This window comes from Ruminococcus sp. (assembly GCF_016287535.1).
GTDB lineage: Bacteria > Bacillota > Clostridia > Oscillospirales > Ruminococcaceae > Ruminococcus.
Genome location: NZ_JAEFAJ010000007.1, coordinates 1 through 22744, shown reverse-complemented (window position 1 = coordinate 22744; position 22744 = coordinate 1). Strand labels below are relative to the sequence as shown.

Below are 22744 nucleotides of genomic sequence, written 5' to 3'. Positions count from 1 at the left end.
TACGCGATTACAAAGGACAAACGGTGATAATATGGACTACAGGATAATAAACAAGGATACCTATTACAGAAAAGGAGTGTTCAGGCATTTTTCGGAGGACTGCAAATGCTCCGTATCCATGACTGCAAGAGTGGACGTTACGGAGCTTGCGGAGTATTCAAAAAGGAGCGGAACGAAGTTCTATATCAATTTCCTCTATATACTCTCAAAGGTGCTCAACTCACGTGACGACTACCGTATGGGCTATCTCTGGCAGACTGACGAGATAATCTGCTATGATACCATAAACCCTACCCAGTACGTTTTCCATGAGGATACAGAGACCTGTACTCCTGTGTATACATACTACAGTGATGAATATGAGACTTTTTATAAAAACGCCCTTGCTGATGTGGAACGGGCGCAGCAGACAAGAGAGTACGGCCTTGATGCGGCAAATCATCCAAACTGGTTCGATGCCTCGTATATTTCGTGGCTGTCATATGACTCACTGAATATAGAGCTGCCTGACGGATATCTTTACTTTGCTCCCATAGTCAACTGGGGAAGATACCGTGAGGAAAACGGCCGTCTGATGATGCCGGTGAGCGTAAGGATGAATCATGCCATAGCGGACGGATACCTTATCGCAAACGTGTACCGTCTGCTTGAACAGGAGATAAAGAAGTTCTGCGGTTAACAGAAAAGCCATGGGCATATGTGCTCATGGCTTTGTTTTATCTGTATGCAAGTTTTAAGTTTTCATTAAGTATCCTTCTGAGGTCAAACAGGAATACTCCGCAGCCCACAGCTGCCGTTATCATTTCAGATACAGGAACTGTAAGCCATACGCAGTTTATGCTGCCGAGCCAGAAGGCGAGGAAAGCAAGGGGTATGACCAGAAGGGTTCCCCGCAGCAGAGATATCATCTGCGCTGTGTGCGCCTTCTCGTTTGACGAGAAGTAGACAGACATGATAGTATTTATCCCCATGAAAGGCATGAAAAGGAAGTACAGTCTCAGACCGTGCATGGCGACAGCCTGCAGAGTCGGGTTGCAGCTGCTGTTGAATATTCCTACTATCCGCTTTGGGTTAAGGAAGAGAAAAGCGTATGCAACAACAGAGAATATCAGTGATGTTGCTACTGAAAGCTTCAGCAGGAAACGTATAGCTTCGTCGTTCTTTCTGCCGTGGTATCTGCACATAAGAGGCTGTACACCGCTTGATATACCGACGTATATAGCCGTGAACACTATACCTATATTTGCGATGACGCCATATGCGGCAATACCTGTATTGCCGAGAAGGCGGTAGATGACGAGATTGAATATCATTATCACTATTCCGCCGGAAAGCTCGGTAAAGAATGAATGCATACCGAGAGATACTATCTCGCGGACGAGCTTCGGCGAAGGGACGGAGAGCCGCAGACTGAAAGCGTTCCAGCCTGTGATTATATGTATGCTCATAACGCCCATACTTACGAACGGAGCGATACACGTAGCCAGAGCCGCGCCGTCCATACCCATATCCAATCTGAAAATAAAAATGTAGTCCAGAACCACATTGACAAGGCTGCCGCTCAGCATACCAAGCATAGCGAGTCTCGGTGCGCAGTCGTTGCGCATGAAGCACGCCAGCAGGTTATTCATAAGGAAAGCGGGCGAAAACAACAGTATTTTATGCAGATAGCTGTGTGACATCTCAAAGACCGCTTTGTCAGCGCCGAGAAGGTGAGTTATCTGCTTCGAGAAAAATATCCCCAGTATCTCAAACACAGCCGCTATCAGCAGCATTGTCATGAAAGCGTTCGAGAAAATTCTGTCAGTTTCTTCCCTTTCAGTCCTGCAGTACATCATTGAGAACTTGCTTCCGCCGCCCATTCCGAGCATAAGACCGAAGCCGTTCAGGAAGTTGAACACAGGCAGAGCCAGGTTCAGGGCTGCAAGACCTTCCGACCCCATTCCCTTGGAAATAAAGAACGTATCAATCAGTATATAGATTGATACGCCCACTGAGCTGATGACATTTGCCAATATGTACCTGAAAAAATCACTACGTATTGGTCTTCTGTCCATTAAAAATGTTTACCCCCCCTGTAAACGAAGGCAGCAGGCCTCAAAGACCTGCGTGCAGTGAAGATCCGGTAACATCCTCACTGACTGTTTCTCTAATACATGAATATATTATACCACAATATTACCAAAAAAACAGTCCCGTTTTGTAAGTTTGTACGAATGACGAAAAAGCAGACTGTACAAAGTTGAGTATCTGCGACATTATACAATGAGGGGGAGAAAAAAGCTTGCTTTATTGTTGAACTTTGTGGTCAGGTCAGGTGACGATCAGAAGAACCATGCTGCGGAAGGGGATGAAAAAAGAGCGCTCCTAATGGAACGCTCTTTAAATATCCATGTTTACCGATCAAGCTCTTTCAACCTTACCTGAACGCAGGCATCTTGAGCAAGCGTAGATATGACAAGGAGTACCCTTGACGATAGCCTTAACACGCTTTACGTTAGGCTTCCATGTTCTGTTGGAACGTCTGTGTGAGTGAGAAACCTTGATACCAAAGGTTACGCCCTTTCCGCAGATATCACATTTTGCCATTAGGTTGCACCTCCTTAACTAACCTGTAAAAATACAACATGATTATTCTAACACATAATAAGAAAAAATGCAAGTGTTTTTTGAAAAAAAACTAAAAAAATTTTTTTTGAAGCATAAAAACACTTTTTTACTTGAAATAAACAGCGGTTTATAGTATAATATATATTGTATATCTATCTGCATTTAATATGCAATGATAATGCATCGAAGAAAGGACTTAAATATGATAGGCGGCAATTTGGATATTCAGACTTTTTTGAAGTATTTTGCGAGAATAGCGACGCTTCTACTCGTTTTACCATTACATGAATCAGCTCATGGTCTTATGGCTAAGTGGTTGGGAGATGATACTGCACAGAGACAAGGAAGAATTTCTCTTAATCCGTTTGTGCACCTTGATCCATTTGGTTCGATTCTTATGGTGCTTGGTGGTTTCGGCTGGGCAAAGCCTGTTGAGGTTAATCCAACGAGGTTTAAGAATTATCGCGCCGGCTATGCGATGACTGCTCTTGCTGGACCAGTTTCAAATTTGCTGGCATCCTTCGTTTCAGCACTTGCTTTTGCTATAATCCTTTGTTTCAGAAGCGGACAGGAGGCATATATAAGGCTTATTACTAATCAATTAGACACTATGTCATGTCTGCTGATGCTTTTGCAGTTCCTTATTATCGTTAATATCGGACTTGCGCTTTTCAATCTTATTCCTGTTCCACCCCTTGACGGTTTCAATATCCTTCGTGCATTTATTCCTGAAAAGTGTGATCGTTGGGTATATCAGCATCAGAGAGAGATTACTTACGTTTTCTTTGCATTATTCTTGCTTATGAATTTTGTTCCAACTCAGTATTCTCCGCTTGCTAGAGCTTCTGAATATCTTTACAGACTAATGATGAAGGCTGTATTGTGGATACCAGATACTTTCGGCGCATAATCTGATGTTTAGGGAGAATAAAATGGAATTTAAGTTGTATAGAGTTTTCCTCACATTAGTCAGCCGAGGTGTTATGCTTACCGCTTTAATGCCACTTGCTTGCTTTATTAAGGCTTGGGTGGCAATGAAGCTTGGCGACAGGACTGCCGCAGGTGAGGGAAGACTTTCATTAGATTTTCGAAGGCATACAGACTGGTTTGGAATGCTTATGATACTTGTATTTGGCTTTGGTTGGAGTAAGGAAATCAATATCGATGTATCAAGGCTGAAGAATATGAAGCGTGACGTTACGTTTATTTCTCTTGCTTCGGCTGTGACTTATTTTATTATGTATGTAATCCTCAGGAACATAAGTCAGTTGATACTGGGCATAAATCCTGCATCATTCATCCTGGCAAGTTTGTATTTTATACTGAGAAAAGCAGCTTTCTCGTCACTATTTTTCGGTATAATCGCTCTTCTGCCTATCCCGCCTCTTGATGGATTCCACATATTCTATCAGTTCTCATGGCCGAAGTTTAGACGCTGGTATTTTGCAAATTATCAGAAGATTACTGAATGGTCAAGATATATACTTCTTGCAGTATTTTTATTGGAAAGCGTGAGCGATGGTGAATTTTCCATATTTGCTCCTCTTTCATATATGTGGAGACTTCTTTTTGATCGACTTATATTCTTTAATCCCGAGCTTTCGAAAACTACACAAACAATATTGGAAGAGATCATTTTTAGGTGCTGATTAGGCGAATGATCTCAGTTCATACGGTGAAATATGGAAAGTATATCATTCAAGCTTGAGGTCTTTGAAGGACCTCTGGATCTTCTGCTTAGTCTTATCGCAAAGCATAAGCTAAATATCTGCGATATTGAAATATCAAAGCTTTTGGAGCAGTATCTGCTGTATATTGATCAGGCTCATGAGCAGAATCTTGAGCTTGCGGGCGAATTCCTTGAAATGGCTGCAAGACTCATATATATTAAGACTGCATCACTTCTGCCACAGCCTGAGGAGGCTGAGCAGATGAAGCGCGAGTTGGAGGGTGCTCTCATAGAGTATTCTCTCTGCAAAATCGCTGCAAAGCAACTTGCAGACGCATATGTAGGCGGCAATATTTTCGTTCGCGCGCCAATGAAAATAAAGGCTGACATGACGTATACTCTTGTACATGAGCCAGAGAGACTTGCTATCGCTTATAGCGCTATATCATTGAAAAATATAAAGTCTGAACATGCAAAACTTCACGTTGAAAACAAGATAAATTCAGTTGTGAAGCGGCGTATAGTTTCGGTAATGTCAAAAGTAGTACATGTGCTTCGCGAGTTGTACACTACAGGCGAAGTCTATATGGATAAGCTTTACGACGGAGTTACCGACCGCTCGGAGAGAGTTGCTACTTTCCTTGCAGTCCTGGAGCTGACAAGGTCGGGAAGGATAACCATAAGCGACGATAATATGATGATATTCTTCAAGGGAAGAAAGAACGGAGTGAAGAAATCTTGGAGATCAAGGACAGGCTCGGAGCACTAGAGGCGATACTCTTTGCAAGTGGTGAGCCCATTGAGATATACCGCCTTTCGGAGGCTAGCGGAGTTGATGCTGGAACGCTTCCATCCATGATAAGACTGCTCAATGAGCGCTATGAGGACTGTGGAAGCGGAATTTGCATTAAAAAATTGGACAGTAGCTATCAGATGTGTACCAGAGATGAGTATGCAGAGCAGATAAGAGCTGCTCTTGAAACTAAAAGAGCTGCTCCGCTTTCAAATGCTGCTATGGAGGCTCTAACTATAATAGCTTATAACCAGCCAGTGTCAAAGGGCTTTGTTGAGAATGTTAGAGGCATCGATAGCTCTTCAGTAATTAATAATCTAGTTGAAAAGGGGCTAGTTGAAGAGGCAGGACGTCTTGATGTTCCTGGAAAGCCTATAGTATATAGAACAACATCAGTGTTTTTGAGAAGCTTCGGACTAAGCTCAACTGCCGATCTTCCTCCTCTTCCAGGACAGGGTGACTTGGTTCTTGAGACAGAGGAAGAGTTTGTGGACAGAGAACTCGCAGAGGCGAATCAGGAAAGATAATAATAGAAAGGAGCGGCAGGAATGATCATACTGAAAATTCTGCTGTATTTACTTCTTGCCGTTTTAGGCATACTACTTCTTGTGCTGATAACTCCGGCTGGAGGCGAGTTCAGTTACATCGATGGTAAATTTAGTTATAAGGTGAAGTTGTGGATACTGAACCTTATTGATTCTGATGGTGGAGGCGTTTACGGTTGGTGGAAAAAGCGTAAAGCCAATAAGAAAGACAAGCCTGAAAAGCCTAAAAAACCAAAAAGAATCAGGGAGAAGAAGAAAAAAGAACGAGAAAAATATGAGTGGGAAAATGAGCTTGACAGTATTCCCGTGAACAATATAGAGGATGATATTTCCTCGGCAGAGACATTAGCTAAGACTATCGAAAACGAAATAAACGATCCTGTTTCGGACAGCGTTGAGGAAGAAAAAGCGAAAAATAAGGATAAAAATAAGAAAAAGGTTGATATCAACGAGGACAACATCGCGGAGGAGGACAATTCTCAAAGTGATGATGGGAAAAAGACTCTCAGCGATAAGGTGGAGTTTCTCGTAGGAATATGGGAGAGTGCACAACGCCCATTGCTAAAGATATTCAAGGGGTTCAAGCTTAAAGATTTGTATATCGATTTTGTTATAGCAGATGATGATGCATATGATTGTGCACTTAAATACGGCAAGTATTCCACCCTGGTCTATAACGGAATAGCCTTTTTCAGTCAGCTTTTCACGGTAAGGCTGAAAACAATAGATGTTCATCCACAGTTCGGCGTATCAAAAGGACGTTGGGACGCATCCGGAAAGCTGTATTTCCGACTTGGAACATTGGTTATTGCAGGAGCATGGTTCCTGATAACATATCTTTTCAGGTCTTTCCTGCCTGAAAAACTGAGAAGATTCAGAATAAAACACAAAATGAAAAAATCCGCCGCAAGGCAGAAGTGAGGTATATAATCATGAGTGCAAATAACACACCTGTAAGCGATCTCTTAGGTATTTCAATTGAAAAAATTAAGGAAATGGCTGATGTAAATTCTATAATTGGTGAACCAATAAAGCTTCCCGACGGAACTACCATAATTCCTGTTTCAAAGGTTAGCTACGGCTTTGCGTCGGGCGGCTCCGATCTCCCTTCTAAATATGATAAGGATCTTTTCGGTGGTGGCGCAGGCGCAGGAGTTTCTATAAAGCCAGAAGGATTTCTTGTTATAGCTCCCGACGGATCAGCAAAAATGGTCAATATGGAGGGATCAAACGATCCTATCAGTAATGCTATCGAGAAAATGCCAGCTATTATCGATAAGGTTAGTGGCTTTATTAGCAAGAAAAAGGGTGGAAACTCTGAGATAAAGACTTCTGATATCACTGATGGGTCTGTTCCAATTAACTGAGCATAAAACTGTTGTTTTTGACATATCCTTTAGCATAGTATTTATGCGGAGGTGTATATTTGAAACGAATTATATCTGTATTAACGACAATTCTATTTGCATTTTTATGTATATGTAATACAACGGTTTTAGGTGAAGAAAATTTTGAAATATCTGCCAAATCGGCAGTGCTCATTTGTGCCGATACGGGTGAAGTGGTTTACGAGTTCAATGCTAGAGAAAAGTTGCCTATGGCAAGCACTACAAAGATAATGACGACTCTGTTGTGCCTTGAAAGTGGCGGACTACATGACGAGTTCGTTGTTGACAGCAAGGCTATAAAGGTGGAGGGGTCATCAATGGGGCTTTGCGAAGGGGATAAAGTTACGAAGTATGCACTTTGCTGCGGAATGCTGTTACCTTCAGGCAATGATGCAGCAAATGCGGCTGCTGTAAGAATATCAGGTAGTATAGAAGCATTTGTTAGACTTATGAACCAGCGAGCACGACAAATGGGACTTTCAAAGACATTTTTTGTTACGCCTTCGGGACTTGAGGGTGTGGGACATGGTTCATCAGCGATGGATATGGCATTGCTTGCGCGCGAGGCTCTTAAAAACGAAATTTTTCGTGAGATATGTTCTAAAGAGAAAATGAAAGTGCGATTTGGCAATCCACCTTATGACAGATGGCTGAAAAATACAAATAGGCTTCTTTCAATGTATGATGGCGTTTATGGTGTAAAGACGGGCTATACCGATGAGGCAGGGCGCTGTCTTGTTTCTGCCTGTGAGCGTGATGGGAAAAAGCTGATATGTGTAACGCTTAATGATCCTAACGATTGGAACGACCATATGGTACTGTATGAGTACGGTTTCAGAAAAGTTAATCAGATAGACCTTTCGCTCCCTGATGATATTACTGCGGATATAGTAGGTGGTGATTCGGAAAAGCTGAAACTCGTTACTCAAAACGGCACATATAATGTGTCAACTATGGCTGGAAATGATGATGATTTTACATATATCGTGCTGAAACCGCCTTTTATGTATGCTCCCATAAAAGAGGGAGAGGAGTTGGCGAGCCTTAGAATATACTATTCCGGGCAGGAGGTTGACACTATTCCTCTATATGCAGCGGAGAATGTCGAGACAGTACCTGAAAAGACTAATTCTGAAAATACTAAGAAAGCCAAAAAAGGACTGTTTACGAGAATAAAAGAATTTTTTGGGAGAGTATTCTCTAATTAAGGAATGGATAAAAGTGGAAAAAATAAGGATTCAGAAAATGATTGCCGACAGCGGCGTATGCTCCCGCAGAAAAGCCGAGGAGCTCATAGCACAGGGCAGGGTTAAGCTCAATGGTCATCCCGTAAAGCTTGGAGACAAGTGCGGCTTCAAGGACCTCATTACTATTGATGGCGAGCGTATCAATATGCCGAGAAAAAGGAGTTTCCTGTATCTCATGATGAACAAACCGAGAGGCTATGTTACCACAGTATCGGACGAGCTCGACAGGAGATGCGTTATGGATCTCCTCACAGATGTTGAGGAGCGTGTTTATCCTGTAGGGCGCCTCGATCGCAATTCTGAGGGACTTCTTCTCTTTACAAATGACGGCGAGTTTGCAAATAGCATAATGCATCCGAGTCGCCATATATCAAAAACTTATCGAGTTACCGTTCGTCCTGATATAAATGATGAACAGCTCGTAAGACTGTCAGAAGGTGTTGAGATTGATGGAAAAAAGACTCTTCCGGCTTCAGTAGTCGTGAAGGAAAAGGAAGAAGGCAGAGTCGTTCTTCTTATTACAATAAAAGAGGGAAGAAATCGTCAAATAAGAAAGATGTGTGAGACGGTTGGACTTGAGGTTGCAAGACTTCGTCGTATCAGCATAGGTCCGCTTAAGCTCGGCATGCTCAAGCCTGGTACCTATCGAGAGCTGACTGCCGAGGAACTTCGTGCTTTGCGTAACGCTATAGGCAAGGAGAAATAAAATGCTTGAGATACAAGAAAGATTTGATACTGTCGGCTATGAAAAGCTTAAGGAAGTCGCAGGTAGTGCTGTACTCCATATCACGGAGGCTATTGACAGGGAAAGCGTTATCGGATTTATTGCCTATTCTTACGGCGCCGAGAAAACTGTTGTTTATGATTATGACGACGGTGGTGACCTTATGCTTTGTGATGGGCTTGTCCGTTCGGTCATGCTCAAAAGTGTTCTTAAGGGCATAAAACATATGCTGTTTGAGCTAGATGATAGTGCCAAATTTGACGATTTAAAAAAGCTACGTTTTGTGAATGGAGATAGCAGACAGTGCAGCGACCTTGACAGCTTTATGAACGGTTGCCAGAGCTGCAAAAAAACGAAAGAATAAATATGAAAGGATAGATCAGGATTGCCAATCAGGATTTCTTCAGAGCTTCCTGCTTTCAAAACTCTTGGAAATGAAAATATCTTCGTTATGTCGAAGGAAAGGGCAGAACATCAGGATATACGTCCGCTGAGAGTGGTTATTCTCAATATCATGCCCAAAAAGATAGAAACAGAATGCCAGTTGCTGAGACTTCTCAGCAATACACCTCTTCAGGTTGATGTTGATTTGTTACAAATGGCTTCACATACATCGAAAAACACCTCACATCATCATCTTGAGTCTTTTTACAAGACTTTCGATGAGATATCCGAGGACAGGTATGATGGAATGATAATCACTGGAGCTCCAGTTGAGTTGCTTGACTACGAAAAGGTGGATTACTGGAAAGAAATATGTAGTATCATGGAATGGTCTAAAACACACGTTTTCTCTACCATATACATATGCTGGGCTGCGCAGGCAGGTCTTTACTACCATTACGGTATACCGAAGTATACTCTTGACCATAAGATGTTTGGTATATTCCCTCACAGGGCAGAGGTAAGCAATTGTCAGCTACTCAGAGGCTTTGACGATATATTCTATGTACCTCATTCGAGAAATACTGAGGTTCGCAGAGAGGATATCGAGCGCATTCCGCAGCTTGAGGTGCTTACCTCGTCGGATATAGCTGGAGTCCATATAGTTGCCAATAAAAATGGCAGACAGTACTTTATCACGGGACATTCGGAGTATGACAGGGATACTATCGCTAATGAGTACAGGCGAGATGTTGAAAAGGGCATTGATATACAGATACCATATAACTATTTCCCAGGTGACAATCCTGAGAATATGCCTATTTTCTCATGGCGATGTACTGCAAACCTTATGTTTTCTAACTGGCTTAATTACTGCGTTTATCAGAAAACTCCATATAATCTTGAGGAGCTTGAGGTACGTAACTGGAACTGGGAAACAAGTTTATAAAGTAAGGAGATTCAATAATGGAAGATATGTTTAACAACGGTAACAATTATGATAACAATGGTTACACCAATGATAACGGACGTGGGTACTTTCCTGACGGAGAGTTCAAAGGAGATTACGGTGAAAATAATGATTATTCAGAGCCTAAGGGTAGTGGACTTGCAATAGCGGCTTTTGTTATAGCTATTGTAAATATTATTCCATGCTGTACTGCTTTGAGTATAATTACTGTTCCGCTTTGTCTTATTCTTGCTATAGTTTCGCTTGTTGGCAAGAGAAAGGGTAAAGCTTTTGCTATAACGGCCATAGTCCTTTCCTTATTAGCAGGTCTGTTGTTTGCTTATTACGGATATATTTTATATAAGGTCGCTCCAGATTATTATTACTTTATTACGAATGCGAATCAAATCGTTGAAGATTATGAGGAGGATGGAACTATTCCTGAAAGGTTTGAGAAGTACCGCGATCCAAAGTATGATAAGTACTGGAAGAGAAGTGGCTATGATTCATTTGATGAGTTCTTCGAAAAGTTCATCGAGGGCTTCAATGCTGGCGTTAATTCATCTTCGGGTAGTTATTCTAACAACAGTAGTTCATTTGAAAATAACGATAAAGATCAGATAGCAAGGATTTTGATTCCTGTATTTTAAATAATTATTATTAAGGCGTGATATCAAATTATCACGCCTTAATTTTTTGTGATTTTTTCCATGAATTCTTCGGTTGTGAGTAGACCGCTTCGATTATAGCGAAAAATGCCGTATAAACAGTCGGAATCCCGTGTGATTAGGTTTATATCCTCTCGGCATGTAAGGGTCATAAGAATGCCATTGTCACGAATCACGGGGAGACTTTCTTGGCTTAGTGCACCGAATGGATAAGCGAAAACTACAGGAGCTATGCCGCAGTTCTGTATGAGTTCAGTATTTAGCAGACCAATATCGGTACTTAGCATTTCTGTGTATTTTTCGACGGTCTCACTTGCAAGCTTAGTACAGCCATGTCTTTCGCTTTTGTTTGAATGCAAATCATATGTATGGCTGCCTATTTCTATTCGTCCCGATGCTATAAGCTCTGAGATATCACTCCATGTAAGGTAGGAATAGTTGTCTACGTGAGGGTCAGCAGGTGCATAATCATCGGTATATCTTCCAACAATAGAAACAACGGCACACATATCGAATTTTTCAAGCAGAGGAAGGGCGAGGGATAGATTATTGTAAAATCCATCGTCAAAGGTTATGAATACTGGTTTTTCTGGAAGCTCGCCTATTCCATGAGTATAGTCTATAAGCTGATGGGCGCTTACTGAGGAATAGCCATTGTTTTTCAGCCATGCAAGATCGTTTTTGAATTGTTGCGGATTTACTATGTAGTCTGATGGTGTTTTCTCACAGACGCTGTGATACATTATTACAGGTAGAAGGACAGCTTTTTCGGAACTTTTTTCAGCTGATACCGTAAAAATTTTCTTTCCTGCAATGAAAAAAGCAGTGCACAGCAATATTATAAATAGCACAATGAGTAGTCTGTACATGGATTTGTTTACAAAAAGACATTTATACATCGTTTTCACCTCTTTTAATTTATATTCCGATTTTCGTCGGGAAATGACATGATTAAGCGGACATATCGTTCATCGTTACAGAATATATTTATTTCAGTGAAAGAGGTGAATATATGAAACGCCATAAACGTAAAAAAACATGTGGTTTGATAAGGTGTATTGCAATCGTGCTTGTGCCTGCAACTGTGGCTTTCGGATTAAAGGGAATAACAGTAATAAAATGGCCTTTTGACGAAACTAACAGCTATAAGTTGAAAATAACGGAAAAAGCGTCGGCAGATCATATAAATGCCAACGTAGAAGTTATAAAGCGTATAAAGCATGAAGATGAAATGCTTGCAGGAGCCAATACAATGTCAGTGGGCTATGGTTATGTAGATGAAGATGACAGGAATAGGGAATATGTAAGGTTGCCTGATCCTCTCGATATGAAAAGTGATAACGCAGGATCAAAGCCATATCCAGAGTCATGGAGTGATGGAGGCATGATAATTCGAACTACCTACGGACAATATAGTGGGAATTCATTTTTTGACCTTTATGGTGGTGGGCAAGTCAACAACAAGACAGATATCCCGAATGAGGAGCTTTTCTGCGAAAGTGGATATTATCCAAATTTTACAGTAGATGATACGGACGATCCACTTGTGCTAATCTATCATACACACACAACTGAGAGTTTTGAGCCTTTTGTACGTGAAAGTTATGACACGACATTTAATTACAGGACTACTGATGAAACAAAAAATGTTGTAATGGTAGGGAATGCAATACAGGCTGAGCTTGAATCACTTGGTATAGGTGTAATACATGCTAAGGAGATACATGATTATCCCTCGTATAACGGTTCATATGGCAGAAGCCGTGAAACGATAACTCCCATACTTGAAAAATATCCAAGTATAAAGGTAGTACTTGATGTCCACAGAGATGCTATTTCAGGAGATGGATATGCTTATCAGCCGTTTATTGAAGTTGATGGTAGGGAAGCGGCTCAGATAATGATAATTTCGGGGTGCGATGACGGAACTTTAGGAATGCCGAATTATATTCAGAATTTTCATTTCGCATGTACTCTGCAAAATAAGCTTGAATCCGACCATGAGGGATTTACGCGTCCTATTCTTTTTGATTACAGGCACTATAATCAGGATCTTACCAACGGAAGCCTGCTTATCGAGGTCGGATCACACTGCAATACTCTAGGGCAGGTTCAGTTTGCTGGGCAGCTTTTTGGGCGATCGTTGGGGGAGTTACTGAATTCAATGAAAGGAAAATAAAATGCGTTATAAAAAGAAAAAAACCGCCCTGAAAGCAGTTTTTCTGTATCTGCTTTTGAGCGGCGGCTCATGGATGTTTATAAATTCATATGCTAATTCATATAATATGCTAAGCCAAAAAAGCATAACTCCTGCAGGAATTATACTAAGAGACGAGGAACTGTCAGTGAAACTGCTAGGTCACAGTAATAATTTTGATATATCGCTGATAGCTCCTGATAGCAAAGCGTACTGCGGAATATATATACTTGCACCTGATGAGGTAAGGACTGCGACGTATATAATATCGTTATGTATATAGCTGGGATTTCCTTGTGTAATAGAAGGTATTGAGCTCGCCTGCGTAAATAAGACTGGCACCTGGGAAATTCCTGAAATCATCAGGAGTATAAAGCGAGAAGGCTTTATCAAGAGGAATGCCTATTTTATCCATAATGTACGCGACAAACTGTGAACAGACGAAACTTCGTTCTCTCTTCCACTCGATATTAAAATATACTGCAAGCAGTCCAAGAAGGTTATATGAATAGACCTTGCGATGTTGGGCAAAGTGGGAAATAAGCTTGTTATAGGCTTCCTTTTGCTCAAGAGTTACGCTTATCTGGTATATTTCACACGGTATATTGTGATACTGACCGAGAGTACCCTGTCCGACTATCTCCTTATTAAATGTGGCAGGTAACGGAAAAGGTTTATATGTACGGCAGAAACTGTACATTTCAGAAAGATCAACATCCCCTGAAAGAGAAACGTGATTGAACGGTTTTTTAGTACAGAACTTGAAGAACCGCGCAGGTCTGGTACCTGTTTGTGCAACTATTAAGTAGATATAGTCCCTCAAAACGTTCCCTCCTAATATATTTTTTATAATTATATCATAAAAGCTTGCAAATTTCAAGAGTTTTTGCTATAATTATATGGTACTTATAAAAAGCGCCTGTAGCTCAGTGGATAGAGCATCCGCCTCCGACGCGGTGTGCGCTGGTTCGATTCCAGTCAGGCGTATACCATCAATGGCTGAATTAAGCCTCGTAATACTAAAAGAGTGATTATCTGATTTGTACTTGATCTTATTGGATAATCACTTTTTTGTTGTTTTGTGTAATAAAAGTGTAGTACGAATATCGTTTTTTATGCTTTGAAAAGAAATACTGTCATTCAGGCAGTGCGTGTGTTCAATTCGGTAATTAAGGTAGAAAGAATATAAATTCAGGTATAATAGAAGTTAATGGCTTAATTAAATTATCAGTCTACAGTACTTTACCAAATTAATTTAAAAATGTGAAATATTATAACGAATTGCTGCTATTGCATAAAAATAAATTAATCCTCAATAATTAAATGGTTATATTGCGTTACAGATATTGATGGAAAAATGGGGGGTGGTCATAAATATACAACAATTATTAGAAGAAAAATAGCAATAAATAGCTTGTTTTTTTATATTAAGATAGTATAATTAAAATATAAAGATAGATAAATTGGAGGATTACTAAATTTTAATCTAATTTAAGCTGCTTATGCAGTAATTTAAAGGAGTGATTTTTAGTGAAAATTGCAAATTTCAAAAAAGTCATTTGTGGAATCATATCTGCAATGATGCTCACAGCAAGCGTACCTCTCTCAACTTCGGCAGGCGGCTTCGGAGGCTTTGGTGGTGGTATGAACTGGGGTGGCTTCGGTGACACTGGTAATTTCAACGGTGGTCAGTCGGTCCCTGATAACAACAATGTTATTAACAGTTCACAGAATGAGAACATGATAAGGATTATGCCTGCTGGAGACTCAATTACTTTTGGTATGGGAGATACTGGCGGATACCGAAAGTATCTCGATTACTTTCTTAAAGAAAAGGGCTATGACAATATTGATTTTGTAGGTCCTGAGGGTAACAACGCTGCAACATTCAATTATAATGGCAAAAGCGTTACATACGATGATAATCATGCTGGTTACAGTGGATACACGATCAAACAAAATTCTGGCTTTGGTAGCTTATATGATGTACTCAAGCAGAAGAATGCTATTAAGCAGGCAAATCCAGATATCGTTCTTCTTATTATCGGTACAAACGATATGAATGGTAACCGCGCGACAAGTGCTTGTGAACAGGATCTTCGTGATCTCATTGATTACTTCCTTGAAGAGCTGTCTTCAGATGCGATGCTTTTCGTTTCAACTATTCCCGAGCTTGGCGGCGGTATGTTTGGCGGCGGAAACAAATCTGCTCAGATTGCAGATTATAATGCTGCTGTAAAGAAGGTTGCAAACGAATATAATGGCAACGGAAAGCGCGTAACATTTGCCGATATTCATGGTTGTCTCAATGGCACTGCTGATTTGGGTGATGGTGTTCATCCAAATGCTACTGGCTATGAGAAAATGGGAAAATACTGGGCTGGCATTGTTGATGATTATCTTAAGTCATCAAGCGCTGCTGTAACTACGACTACAACTACAACAAAGACTACTACACAGATTGCAACTACAACATCTGTAAAGCAGGTTGATTCAAAGGAAGAACTTGGAAGTAAGGTATCAAAATGGGGCGACGCGAATTGTGATGGTTCTATTGATATGAGCGACGCTGTAGCTATCATGCAGGCTCTCGCTAATCCAAACAAGTACACCCTCACAAATCAGGGAACTTTCAATGCGGACGTATATGAGGCAGGCAGCGGTATTACAACTAATGACGCATTTGTCATTCAGAAGTATCTCTTAGGTCTTATCAAAACTCTTCCTGAGAGCTATTCTGATAAGTTAGATACAGTAGCAAATACTACAACCAATACAACAACTACTGTTCCTGAAATCGTTACAACTACGACTGAATCTGTGATTAGTGCTTCTTTAAATGATAACTTCGATTCAGGTATAGGAAACTGGTCTGGCAGAGGCGCTGCTTCTGTTGAGGCTTCAAGCGATGCTTATTACGGTTCTTCAGGTAAATCTCTTGCTGTCACAGGCAGAACTTCTGAGTGGAACGGAGCTGCTCTTACACTTGGTTCTGAATTTAAAGCCGGTCAAACATACAGTATAAGTATGGCCGCTCTTCAGCTTTCACGAGGGGCAGTTGATATACAGGTTTCACTTCAGCAGGGTGATGGAAACAGCGCTTCATACACGGCTATTGCCAAAGCATCATGTGATAGTGGCGTATGGACAAAGATAGAAAATACATCATTCACTATACCTGAAAATTCAGGTGATATAGTGCTCTATGTTGAGACTATCGAGAAATCTGGCAATCTTATGAATTTCTATATTGACGATGTAATGATTGCCGCCGAAGGAACGAAGTCAGCAGTTGTAACAGGCGGAAATGGAATGGTGCCTGAGCCAGTTGTTTCATCTTCATCACAGGTATACACTATGGAGGAGCTTACCAAAAAAGTTCAAGATTCCCTGGTAAACAATGAACCTAATGATTCACACATGAAGAAACAGGGCGTTCAGTATGGTACGCTAAAGAGGGAGACGTACTTCTCAAAGAAGGCTAACAAGAATAAGCCATATAATATACTTCTTCCTGCAAACTATGATGAGAGCAAGAAGTATCCTGTGCTTTATCTGCTTCACGGCTTCTTCGAGAATGAGAACCGTATGATAACACAGGGCAACGGACAGATGTATACTCAGCAGATAATCGGTAACGCTATTGCCGAGGGTGCTGCTAAGGACATGATCGTAGTTGTTCCGTTCGTATTCACGAGTGCAACTATGAATGATGCTACAGGTTTTGCAGATCAGGGATCAAATGAAGGATACGATAACTTCGTTGATGATATCGTTGACAGCCTTATGCCGCATATCGAGAGCAAGTATAGCGTTGCTACAGGCAGAGAGAACACAGCTGTAACAGGTTTCTCAATGGGCGGTCGTGAATCACTTCAGATAGGCATGAAGCATGGCGACAAGTTCGGTTATGTAGGCGCTATATGTCCAGCACCAGGTGCTTCGGGCTCATGGAAGTGGAGCAATCCTGACGAAACTCCATATCTTGTAATGATAACAGGCGGTACACAGGACGACGTAGTAGGTCTGAATACACCTGAGGGCTATCATAATAACTTCACAAAGAACAACGTACCTCATGTATGGCATGTTGTAAATAACGGACACCACGGCGATGACTCTATTCACTCACACATCTATTGCTTCGTAAGAGGAATATTCCAGGCAACTGAATAAAACGAAAACAGCCGATGTTCATTATGAACATCGGCTGTTACTGTTAAATCAAGAATTAAGGAGCCTTGATTGTATTTCCTGTGCGTCGCCTAATGTGATACCGTCACCTGTATTGTAGACGTCACCGTTGAATCTGCCGGCAAATGAGATTTGATACTTATTTGGGTTAGCCAGTGCCTGCATTATCTTAACAGCGTCAGAAAGATCGACGTTTCCGTCGCCGTTAGCGTCGCCTGAACGCTCTATGTCGACTTCGCTGAACTCAGGTGCGGCAATGCTCATGGAGCTGTACTTAACGGCAGAAATACCGTTTACAGCTGAGAGCTGGTTTATATAATCGTTTAAGCTTTCGTTGAAATTGTCGTATATGTTTTCAATTTCACATTCGGGCATATACAGCAAATAACCGAGATTGATAATATCCAGATCTCGGATGTCTCCGCTTAGGCCGTTGTCATTGATATCGCAGTTTTCAGTGAAGAAACTCCATACGTTTGCGGGAAGCACTGAATCCTGCGCAGTTGCACGATTCTGAAGGTCTTCTTTAAATATCATGGCATTGAAAACATCAGAGCTGTTGATGGTACCATCGCCGTTAGTATCTGGGAGCTCAACCTTGCCTGCACTGAGCTGTTCCCAGAAAGAAGTGAATTCTCTGTTGAACATTGCGCCGTTGTACTCGAGATACTCGTCGTTTGGCATCCACTCGCTGTAATTATACTTCAGACATCTTGCAAGCAATAGTTTGCCCGAGCCTTCTATAAGGTTGTCGTAATAGTCTTCGCTGAACTGCTCGTCAGTGATACCGTTTTGCTCGATACAGTACATTTCTGCATACTCATAGAACCAGTTGGTATCAGAACCTTCTGCAAAATTATTTATGAGTTCCTGACAACGTATATTTATCTCGTCTGAGATAACAGGCTTATCGCTGTCCGGTACATTATCGTACATAAAGAAGTACGAATTATAGCCGAATACCCAGAGATAATCAAGGTCTGTATAATCATAGACTCCGTCATCGTTTACGTCGCAGCTGACAGTGCCATTCTCAACAGTTTCCTTGAATAGTGTGTATCCTGCCATCAGGTACAAAGACTGAGTCTTGAGCTCCTGTATGAACATATCGGAGAGTCTGGATGTCCAGCTGAAGTACCCTGATGTATCTTCCTTAACTAGGTCAATATCGCTGTATGTCTCACTATCGGTATCGCTTGAGGAAATTCCGTTCTTAAGGAGATAGAATCTGGTAAGGTGCTCGGCATCGAGGGCGTCAACCTTGCCATCCGCATCGTAGTCGCCTATGCTTTCAATGCGCTTAGCCAGCGCTGCATCTGTGTCATACGAATGTGTATATCCGTAGAACAGTGCGCAGTCCTTGAGACCGAAAGAGCCGTCCCCATTGATGTCGATAACAAGGTTACCGTTTTCCATCATAGGGAACATTTCTATTTCCTCATCCCATATTCTTCCTGCGGGAACGTTTTCAAACATTGCGTTTGCTGATAATGCTGCGGCATTTACAGCAGTTGTGAGAGCTGCTGCAGCCGCGATTAACTTCTTCATGGCGGGTGCCCCTTTCATACTTTCATAATAAAATACAGATTAATGTGGACGTACAATCTTACAATTATATTATACAGCAATTATAACAAAAAATCAATAGATTTTGTCTAAATGCTATAAATTATTATAATTTAACTATGTTGTTGAATTGCCTGTATATAAATTACATATTAACATGCTTCACCTGCTGATTTGACAATTATCGTCAGGTATATTATAATGAGGTGTATGATTTGACCGTATTATATTGGAGGGGGCATTCAGGTGAGTGAGGTAAAGCGCAGAAAGGGAAAGAGTAGAATAGCATTCCCTGAGGATTACTGTGTCGTAGATATTGAAACTACTGGGCTTGACCCTTCAGAAAGTGAGATAATCGAAATTGCAGCGGTCCGCTATCGCAATTGCAAAAAATTGGCAGTATTTTCTACACTCATAAAACCTAATTATCATATAAGTTCCTTCATTACAGGGCTCACAGGGATCAACGACAGCATGGTGCAGGACGCGCCTAATATTTCCCAGGCGATAATGGATTTTTATGAGTTCGCAGGGAATGATATGATCATGGGCTATAATGTGAATTTCGATATAAACTTTTTATATGATAATCTTTTGCAATGTCATGGTATAATATTTGACAATGATTTTGTTGATGTACTTCGCTTTGCAAGAAAGGTGTTGCCATTACTCCCAGATAGGAAGCAGACCACAGTTGCCAATTATTATGGTATATCCATTTTGGGAGCTCACCGTGCTGAAAAGGACTGCGAGATATGTAATGCTTGCTATATCCGTCTAAGGGATGATATGAAAAAACAGAACGGAGAGTGAGTTGTGGCATCTATAAAAATTAGAGATATGCTGTTTGCCTTTGCAGCTGAACGATTCGGTACTAAGCCGGAATACCTTTGGAGCAGAACCCCCGACTGTGCTGTGCTGAGGTGTAGCAATAATGATAAATGGTATGCCATAGTTATGGACGTTGACGGTTCGAAGCTGGGACGCCCTGATCTTGGAAAAGTGGATATTGTCAATGTTAAGTGCAGTCCGATGATGACAGGTTCTCTTCTTGCTATGGATGGGATATTCCCTGCCTACCACATGAACAAGGATAGTTGGATATCGGTGCTCCTTAACGGCAGTGTGGATATGGAGCAACTGAAAGCACTGCTTGAGATGAGTCACGAGCTTTCGTGTCAGGCAGGAAGCGGCAAGCGTATGCGAACAGGACCGAAAGAATGGCTTATTCCGGCTGCGCCTGCCATGTATGATGTGGAACAGGATTTTAAGCGTGACGGAACCATAATATGGAAACAGACTGCAAACTACATTGTTGGAGACACCATATACATTTATATGGCAGCTCCGGTTTCCGCTATACTTTACAAATGTATGGCAATTGAAGTGAATATCCCTTTTAAGTATGATAACGGTAGCTATCATATTAGAAAAGCGGTAAAGCTTAAGCTCTTGCACCGCTTTTCGGAAGATGATATGCCTCTTTCGGCTATGAGAGAGCTAGGCGTATCGGCTGTGCGTGGCCCTAGGGGAGTTCCAAATACTTTGAGCTGTAGGCTCAGAGACCTATGCGCAAAGGAATAAGGGAAGCAAAGCAAGGTTGCATTTTTGGATGCTTTGTGATATAATATGCTTTGTAACGTTATTATTTTCCGCTTTTGACAGGAGGAAGTATATGTTAAATGCTGATCTGAAGGAATTTGAGTTCATCTCTGACTTCGACGAGCTTGTTATCTCAGCTGTCCTTGCAGTACCGTCGGGAGAGATTAACGGTATTGTTCAGTTGGTCCACGGCATGAATGAACATAAGGAGCGCTATTATCCGTTTATGGATTATCTTGCCGAGCAGGGATTTATCACGGTCATACATGATAACCGCGGCCACGGCAAAAGTATAGTTGAATCCGATGATCTCGGATTTATGTTCAGAAACGGCGGAGAGGGCTTTGTAAGTGATATCGCTCAGTTCAACAAAAGAATAAGAGAAGCGTATCCCAATGTCCCTGTTTTTATGATAGGCAGTGGCCTCGGAGCGGCAGGCGCCAAGTGTTTCCTTAAGGAGCATGATGGCGCAGTTGACGGTGTGGTTCTTCTGGGAAATATCTGCTACAGTCCGTTTTCGTCTGTAGTTAGAACTATACGCTCTGTTTCTTCGAAACGTCCCGGAAGCCGATTCAGGAGTGAAAAAATATTTGATGCCATTGACCATGGCTTTGGACAGTTCTTTGAGGACCCTATAAATTCGTGGAGGTGCAGCGATGCAGACACTGTGCTTGCATTCAACGAAGATCCTCTCTGTAACTTCAAGCCTACCCTCAACTGTTATGAAGAGCTTCTTTGGCTGATAAAGCAGGCTGATTCATCAAAGGGGTGGAATGTTAATAATCCTACTCTTCCCATACGCTTTATATCGGGTAAGGATGATTCTGCTATGATATCGGAGAAAAGGTTCATGAAAACGGTGGAAAAGCTTGAAAAAAACGGATATGAGAGCATTTCTCACAGACTTTTTGACGGTATGCGTCATGATTTGCTGATGGAGAAGAATAATATCAATGTCTACAAAGACATAGCAAAGACTCTATTTTCATGGCTTGACCGTTGGAACGACAAACAAGCAGAAGTTGAAGCTACTGCAACTGAGGAAGTGCCTCCGCAGATTGAAGAAGAGGTTCAGGAATAATCAAGTATAACAACAGAGTGCGGAATTGACGCACGGTGAAAGGAAATATTATGGATATCAATAAAACACTTGCAAAGGAATTTGGGCTCAGACAGGAACAGATTGACAATACCGTAGCCCTTATCGATGATGATAAGACTATCCCTTTCATAGCCCGTTACCGTAAGGAACTTACTGGCTCTCTTGATGATCAGATTCTCCGTGAGCTTTATGACAGACTCATGTATCTCCGTAACCTTGAAAAGCGCAAGGAAGAGGTAACTGCTGCTATAACTGAGCAGGAGAAGATGACTCCAGAGATTGAGGCAGCTATAAGTGCTGCTGTAACTCTTGTTGAGGTGGAGGATATTTATCGTCCTTTCAAGCCGAAGCGTCGTACTCGTGCAAGCATAGCACGTGAAAACGGTCTCGAGCCACTTGCAGTATTGATAATGGCTCAGGAGAATTCAACCGAACCTGAGAAGGAAGCTGAAGCATACATTGATGAGGAGAAGAAGATAACAGATGTTCAAACTGCTTTGCAGGGTGCAATGGACATCATTGCTGAGGATATCTCCGATGATGCGGATATAAGAAAGAAACTCCGTGCCCTTGCAGGTGAAAAGGGTGAACTTGTCTCAAAGGCAGCAGATCCAGAGGCAGAGAGCGTATATATGAATTATTATGAGTACGCTGAAGCTATCCCGAAGGTAGCAAATCACAGAGTTCTTGCCCTTGACAGAGGCGAAAAGGAGAACTTCCTCAAGGTTTCTGTAACTCTTGATGAGACTCTTGCTACAGATATTATTTTCGGCAAGTATATCAAGGCTAACAATTCGTGCGGTGAGCTTGTAAGAGCGGCTGCCGCAGACAGCTATAAGAGACTTATTTTCCCATCAATCGAGCGTGAAATACGCTCAGAAATGAGTGCAAAGGCGGCGGAGGAGTCAATAAAAGTATTTGCTGCTAATCTTAGACAGATGCTTCTTCAGCCACCACTAAAAAGCAGTATTATCCTCGGTCTTGACCCTGGATACGCACACGGCTGTAAGACTGCAGTAATAGATGGTACGGGTAAGGGCCTCGATACGGCTATAATATATCCGGTGGGCTCAGCTGGCGCAGTTTAGGCTGCAAAGAAAAAGGTA

General features: G+C 41.6%; 23 protein-coding genes and 1 tRNA gene. 19 read left to right on the top strand and 5 right to left on the bottom strand.

The genetic code is table 11. The annotated features are described in order from the left end of the window. Positions 1 to 31 precede the first annotated feature (31 nt). A complete protein-coding gene (locus QZZ36_RS04660) occupies positions 32 to 679 on the top strand; it encodes a CatA-like O-acetyltransferase, family 3 (protein ID WP_295077585.1) in 648 nt (215 codons plus the stop codon). Between the two features lie 37 nt (positions 680 to 716). Here QZZ36_RS04660 and QZZ36_RS04655 read toward each other — a convergent pair whose 3' ends face one another. Both QZZ36_RS04655 and rpmB read right to left on the bottom strand, forming a co-directional pair. Continuing rightward, positions 717 to 2057, bottom strand: coding sequence for an MATE family efflux transporter (locus QZZ36_RS04655; RefSeq protein ID WP_295077582.1), 1341 nt, complete (start codon positions 2055 to 2057; stop codon positions 717 to 719). Positions 2058 to 2403: 346 nt separating this feature from the next. Continuing rightward, positions 2404 to 2589 (bottom strand): 50S ribosomal protein L28, encoded by a 186-nt coding sequence (gene rpmB, locus QZZ36_RS04650; RefSeq protein WP_019678047.1) that lies wholly within the window; start codon positions 2587 to 2589, stop codon positions 2404 to 2406. A 223-nt stretch (positions 2590 to 2812) separates the two neighbouring features. Between rpmB and QZZ36_RS04645 the strand changes: the two genes are divergently transcribed. The 11 genes from QZZ36_RS04645 to QZZ36_RS04595 are packed head-to-tail and all read left to right on the top strand — an operon-like array spanning position 2813 to position 10959. Then, on the top strand, positions 2813 to 3520 hold the full coding sequence (locus QZZ36_RS04645) for a site-2 protease family protein (protein ID WP_295077579.1): 708 nt from the start codon (positions 2813 to 2815) through the stop codon (positions 3518 to 3520). A gap of 22 nt (positions 3521 to 3542) precedes the next feature. Further along, positions 3543 to 4259: a site-2 protease family protein gene (locus QZZ36_RS04640; RefSeq protein WP_295077576.1), complete on the top strand. Its 717-nt coding sequence runs from the start codon at positions 3543 to 3545 to the stop codon at positions 4257 to 4259. Positions 4260 to 4292: 33 nt separating this feature from the next. Next, positions 4293 to 5048 (top strand): segregation/condensation protein A, encoded by a 756-nt coding sequence (locus QZZ36_RS04635; protein WP_295077573.1) that lies wholly within the window; start codon positions 4293 to 4295, stop codon positions 5046 to 5048. Beyond that, the gene (gene scpB / locus QZZ36_RS04630) at positions 5018 to 5599 is read left to right on the top strand and encodes an SMC-Scp complex subunit ScpB (protein WP_295077571.1); all 582 of its coding nucleotides are present in this window, start codon (positions 5018 to 5020) and stop codon (positions 5597 to 5599) included. Before QZZ36_RS04635 ends, scpB begins: the two co-directional genes overlap by 31 nt. 21 nt (positions 5600 to 5620) lie before the next feature. After that, positions 5621 to 6538 carry a hypothetical protein gene (locus QZZ36_RS04625; RefSeq protein ID WP_295077568.1) on the top strand — a complete coding sequence of 306 codons (918 nt, stop codon included), beginning with the start codon at positions 5621 to 5623 and terminating at the stop codon, positions 6536 to 6538. Between the two features lie 11 nt (positions 6539 to 6549). Then, positions 6550 to 6984: a spore germination protein GerW family protein gene (locus QZZ36_RS04620; protein ID WP_295077566.1), complete on the top strand. Its 435-nt coding sequence runs from the start codon at positions 6550 to 6552 to the stop codon at positions 6982 to 6984. Between the two features lie 59 nt (positions 6985 to 7043). Then, the gene (locus QZZ36_RS04615) at positions 7044 to 8213 is read left to right on the top strand and encodes a D-alanyl-D-alanine carboxypeptidase family protein (protein WP_295077563.1); all 1170 of its coding nucleotides are present in this window, start codon (positions 7044 to 7046) and stop codon (positions 8211 to 8213) included. Between the two features lie 13 nt (positions 8214 to 8226). Then, a complete protein-coding gene (locus QZZ36_RS04610) occupies positions 8227 to 8958 on the top strand; it encodes a pseudouridine synthase (protein WP_295077559.1) in 732 nt (243 codons plus the stop codon). Position 8959: 1 nt separating this feature from the next. Continuing rightward, complete coding sequence (locus QZZ36_RS04605) at positions 8960 to 9340, top strand: hypothetical protein (protein ID WP_295077556.1); 381 nt, start codon at positions 8960 to 8962, stop codon at positions 9338 to 9340. Positions 9341 to 9361: 21 nt separating this feature from the next. Beyond that, positions 9362 to 10309: a homoserine O-succinyltransferase gene (gene metA / locus QZZ36_RS04600; protein WP_295077553.1), complete on the top strand. Its 948-nt coding sequence runs from the start codon at positions 9362 to 9364 to the stop codon at positions 10307 to 10309. 17 nt (positions 10310 to 10326) lie between these two features. Next, the gene (locus tag QZZ36_RS04595; RefSeq protein ID WP_295077549.1) at positions 10327 to 10959 is read left to right on the top strand and encodes a hypothetical protein; all 633 of its coding nucleotides are present in this window, start codon (positions 10327 to 10329) and stop codon (positions 10957 to 10959) included. A gap of 38 nt (positions 10960 to 10997) precedes the next feature. On the opposite strand, the gene QZZ36_RS04590 is transcribed toward QZZ36_RS04595, so the two are convergent. Then, the gene (locus tag QZZ36_RS04590; protein ID WP_295077546.1) at positions 10998 to 11876 is read right to left on the bottom strand and encodes a polysaccharide deacetylase family protein; all 879 of its coding nucleotides are present in this window, start codon (positions 11874 to 11876) and stop codon (positions 10998 to 11000) included. Between the two features lie 113 nt (positions 11877 to 11989). On the opposite strand from QZZ36_RS04590, the gene QZZ36_RS04585 reads away from it, so the two are divergent. Then, positions 11990 to 13156 carry a stage II sporulation protein P gene (locus QZZ36_RS04585; protein ID WP_295077543.1) on the top strand — a complete coding sequence of 389 codons (1167 nt, stop codon included), beginning with the start codon at positions 11990 to 11992 and terminating at the stop codon, positions 13154 to 13156. Positions 13157 to 13445: 289 nt separating this feature from the next. Here QZZ36_RS04585 and QZZ36_RS04580 read toward each other — a convergent pair whose 3' ends face one another. Continuing rightward, positions 13446 to 13997, bottom strand: a complete 552-nt coding sequence (locus tag QZZ36_RS04580) for a hypothetical protein (RefSeq protein ID WP_295077540.1) — start codon at positions 13995 to 13997, stop codon at positions 13446 to 13448. Positions 13998 to 14089: 92 nt separating this feature from the next. Here QZZ36_RS04580 and QZZ36_RS04575 point away from each other — a divergent pair. Both QZZ36_RS04575 and QZZ36_RS04570 read left to right on the top strand, forming a co-directional pair. After that, positions 14090 to 14161 (top strand) — tRNA-Arg (locus QZZ36_RS04575). A gap of 543 nt (positions 14162 to 14704) precedes the next feature. Beyond that, positions 14705 to 17350, top strand: a complete 2646-nt coding sequence (locus QZZ36_RS04570; protein ID WP_295077538.1) for a GDSL-type esterase/lipase family protein — start codon at positions 14705 to 14707, stop codon at positions 17348 to 17350. 48 nt (positions 17351 to 17398) lie between these two features. Here QZZ36_RS04570 and QZZ36_RS04565 read toward each other — a convergent pair whose 3' ends face one another. Beyond that, positions 17399 to 18916: a hypothetical protein gene (locus QZZ36_RS04565; RefSeq protein WP_295077535.1), complete on the bottom strand. Its 1518-nt coding sequence runs from the start codon at positions 18914 to 18916 to the stop codon at positions 17399 to 17401. 264 nt (positions 18917 to 19180) lie between these two features. On the opposite strand from QZZ36_RS04565, the gene QZZ36_RS04560 reads away from it, so the two are divergent. From QZZ36_RS04560 to QZZ36_RS04545, 4 genes are all read left to right on the top strand, one after another. Beyond that, on the top strand, positions 19181 to 19747 hold the full coding sequence (locus QZZ36_RS04560; RefSeq protein ID WP_295077532.1) for a 3'-5' exonuclease: 567 nt from the start codon (positions 19181 to 19183) through the stop codon (positions 19745 to 19747). 3 nt (positions 19748 to 19750) lie between these two features. After that, the gene (locus tag QZZ36_RS04555) at positions 19751 to 20518 is read left to right on the top strand and encodes an MmcQ/YjbR family DNA-binding protein (protein WP_295077529.1); all 768 of its coding nucleotides are present in this window, start codon (positions 19751 to 19753) and stop codon (positions 20516 to 20518) included. Between the two features lie 91 nt (positions 20519 to 20609). Then, complete coding sequence (locus QZZ36_RS04550; protein ID WP_295077526.1) at positions 20610 to 21617, top strand: alpha/beta fold hydrolase; 1008 nt, start codon at positions 20610 to 20612, stop codon at positions 21615 to 21617. A 50-nt stretch (positions 21618 to 21667) separates the two neighbouring features. Beyond that, positions 21668 to 22726, top strand: coding sequence for a Tex-like N-terminal domain-containing protein (locus QZZ36_RS04545; protein WP_295077523.1), 1059 nt, complete (start codon positions 21668 to 21670; stop codon positions 22724 to 22726). Positions 22727 to 22744 lie beyond the last annotated feature (18 nt).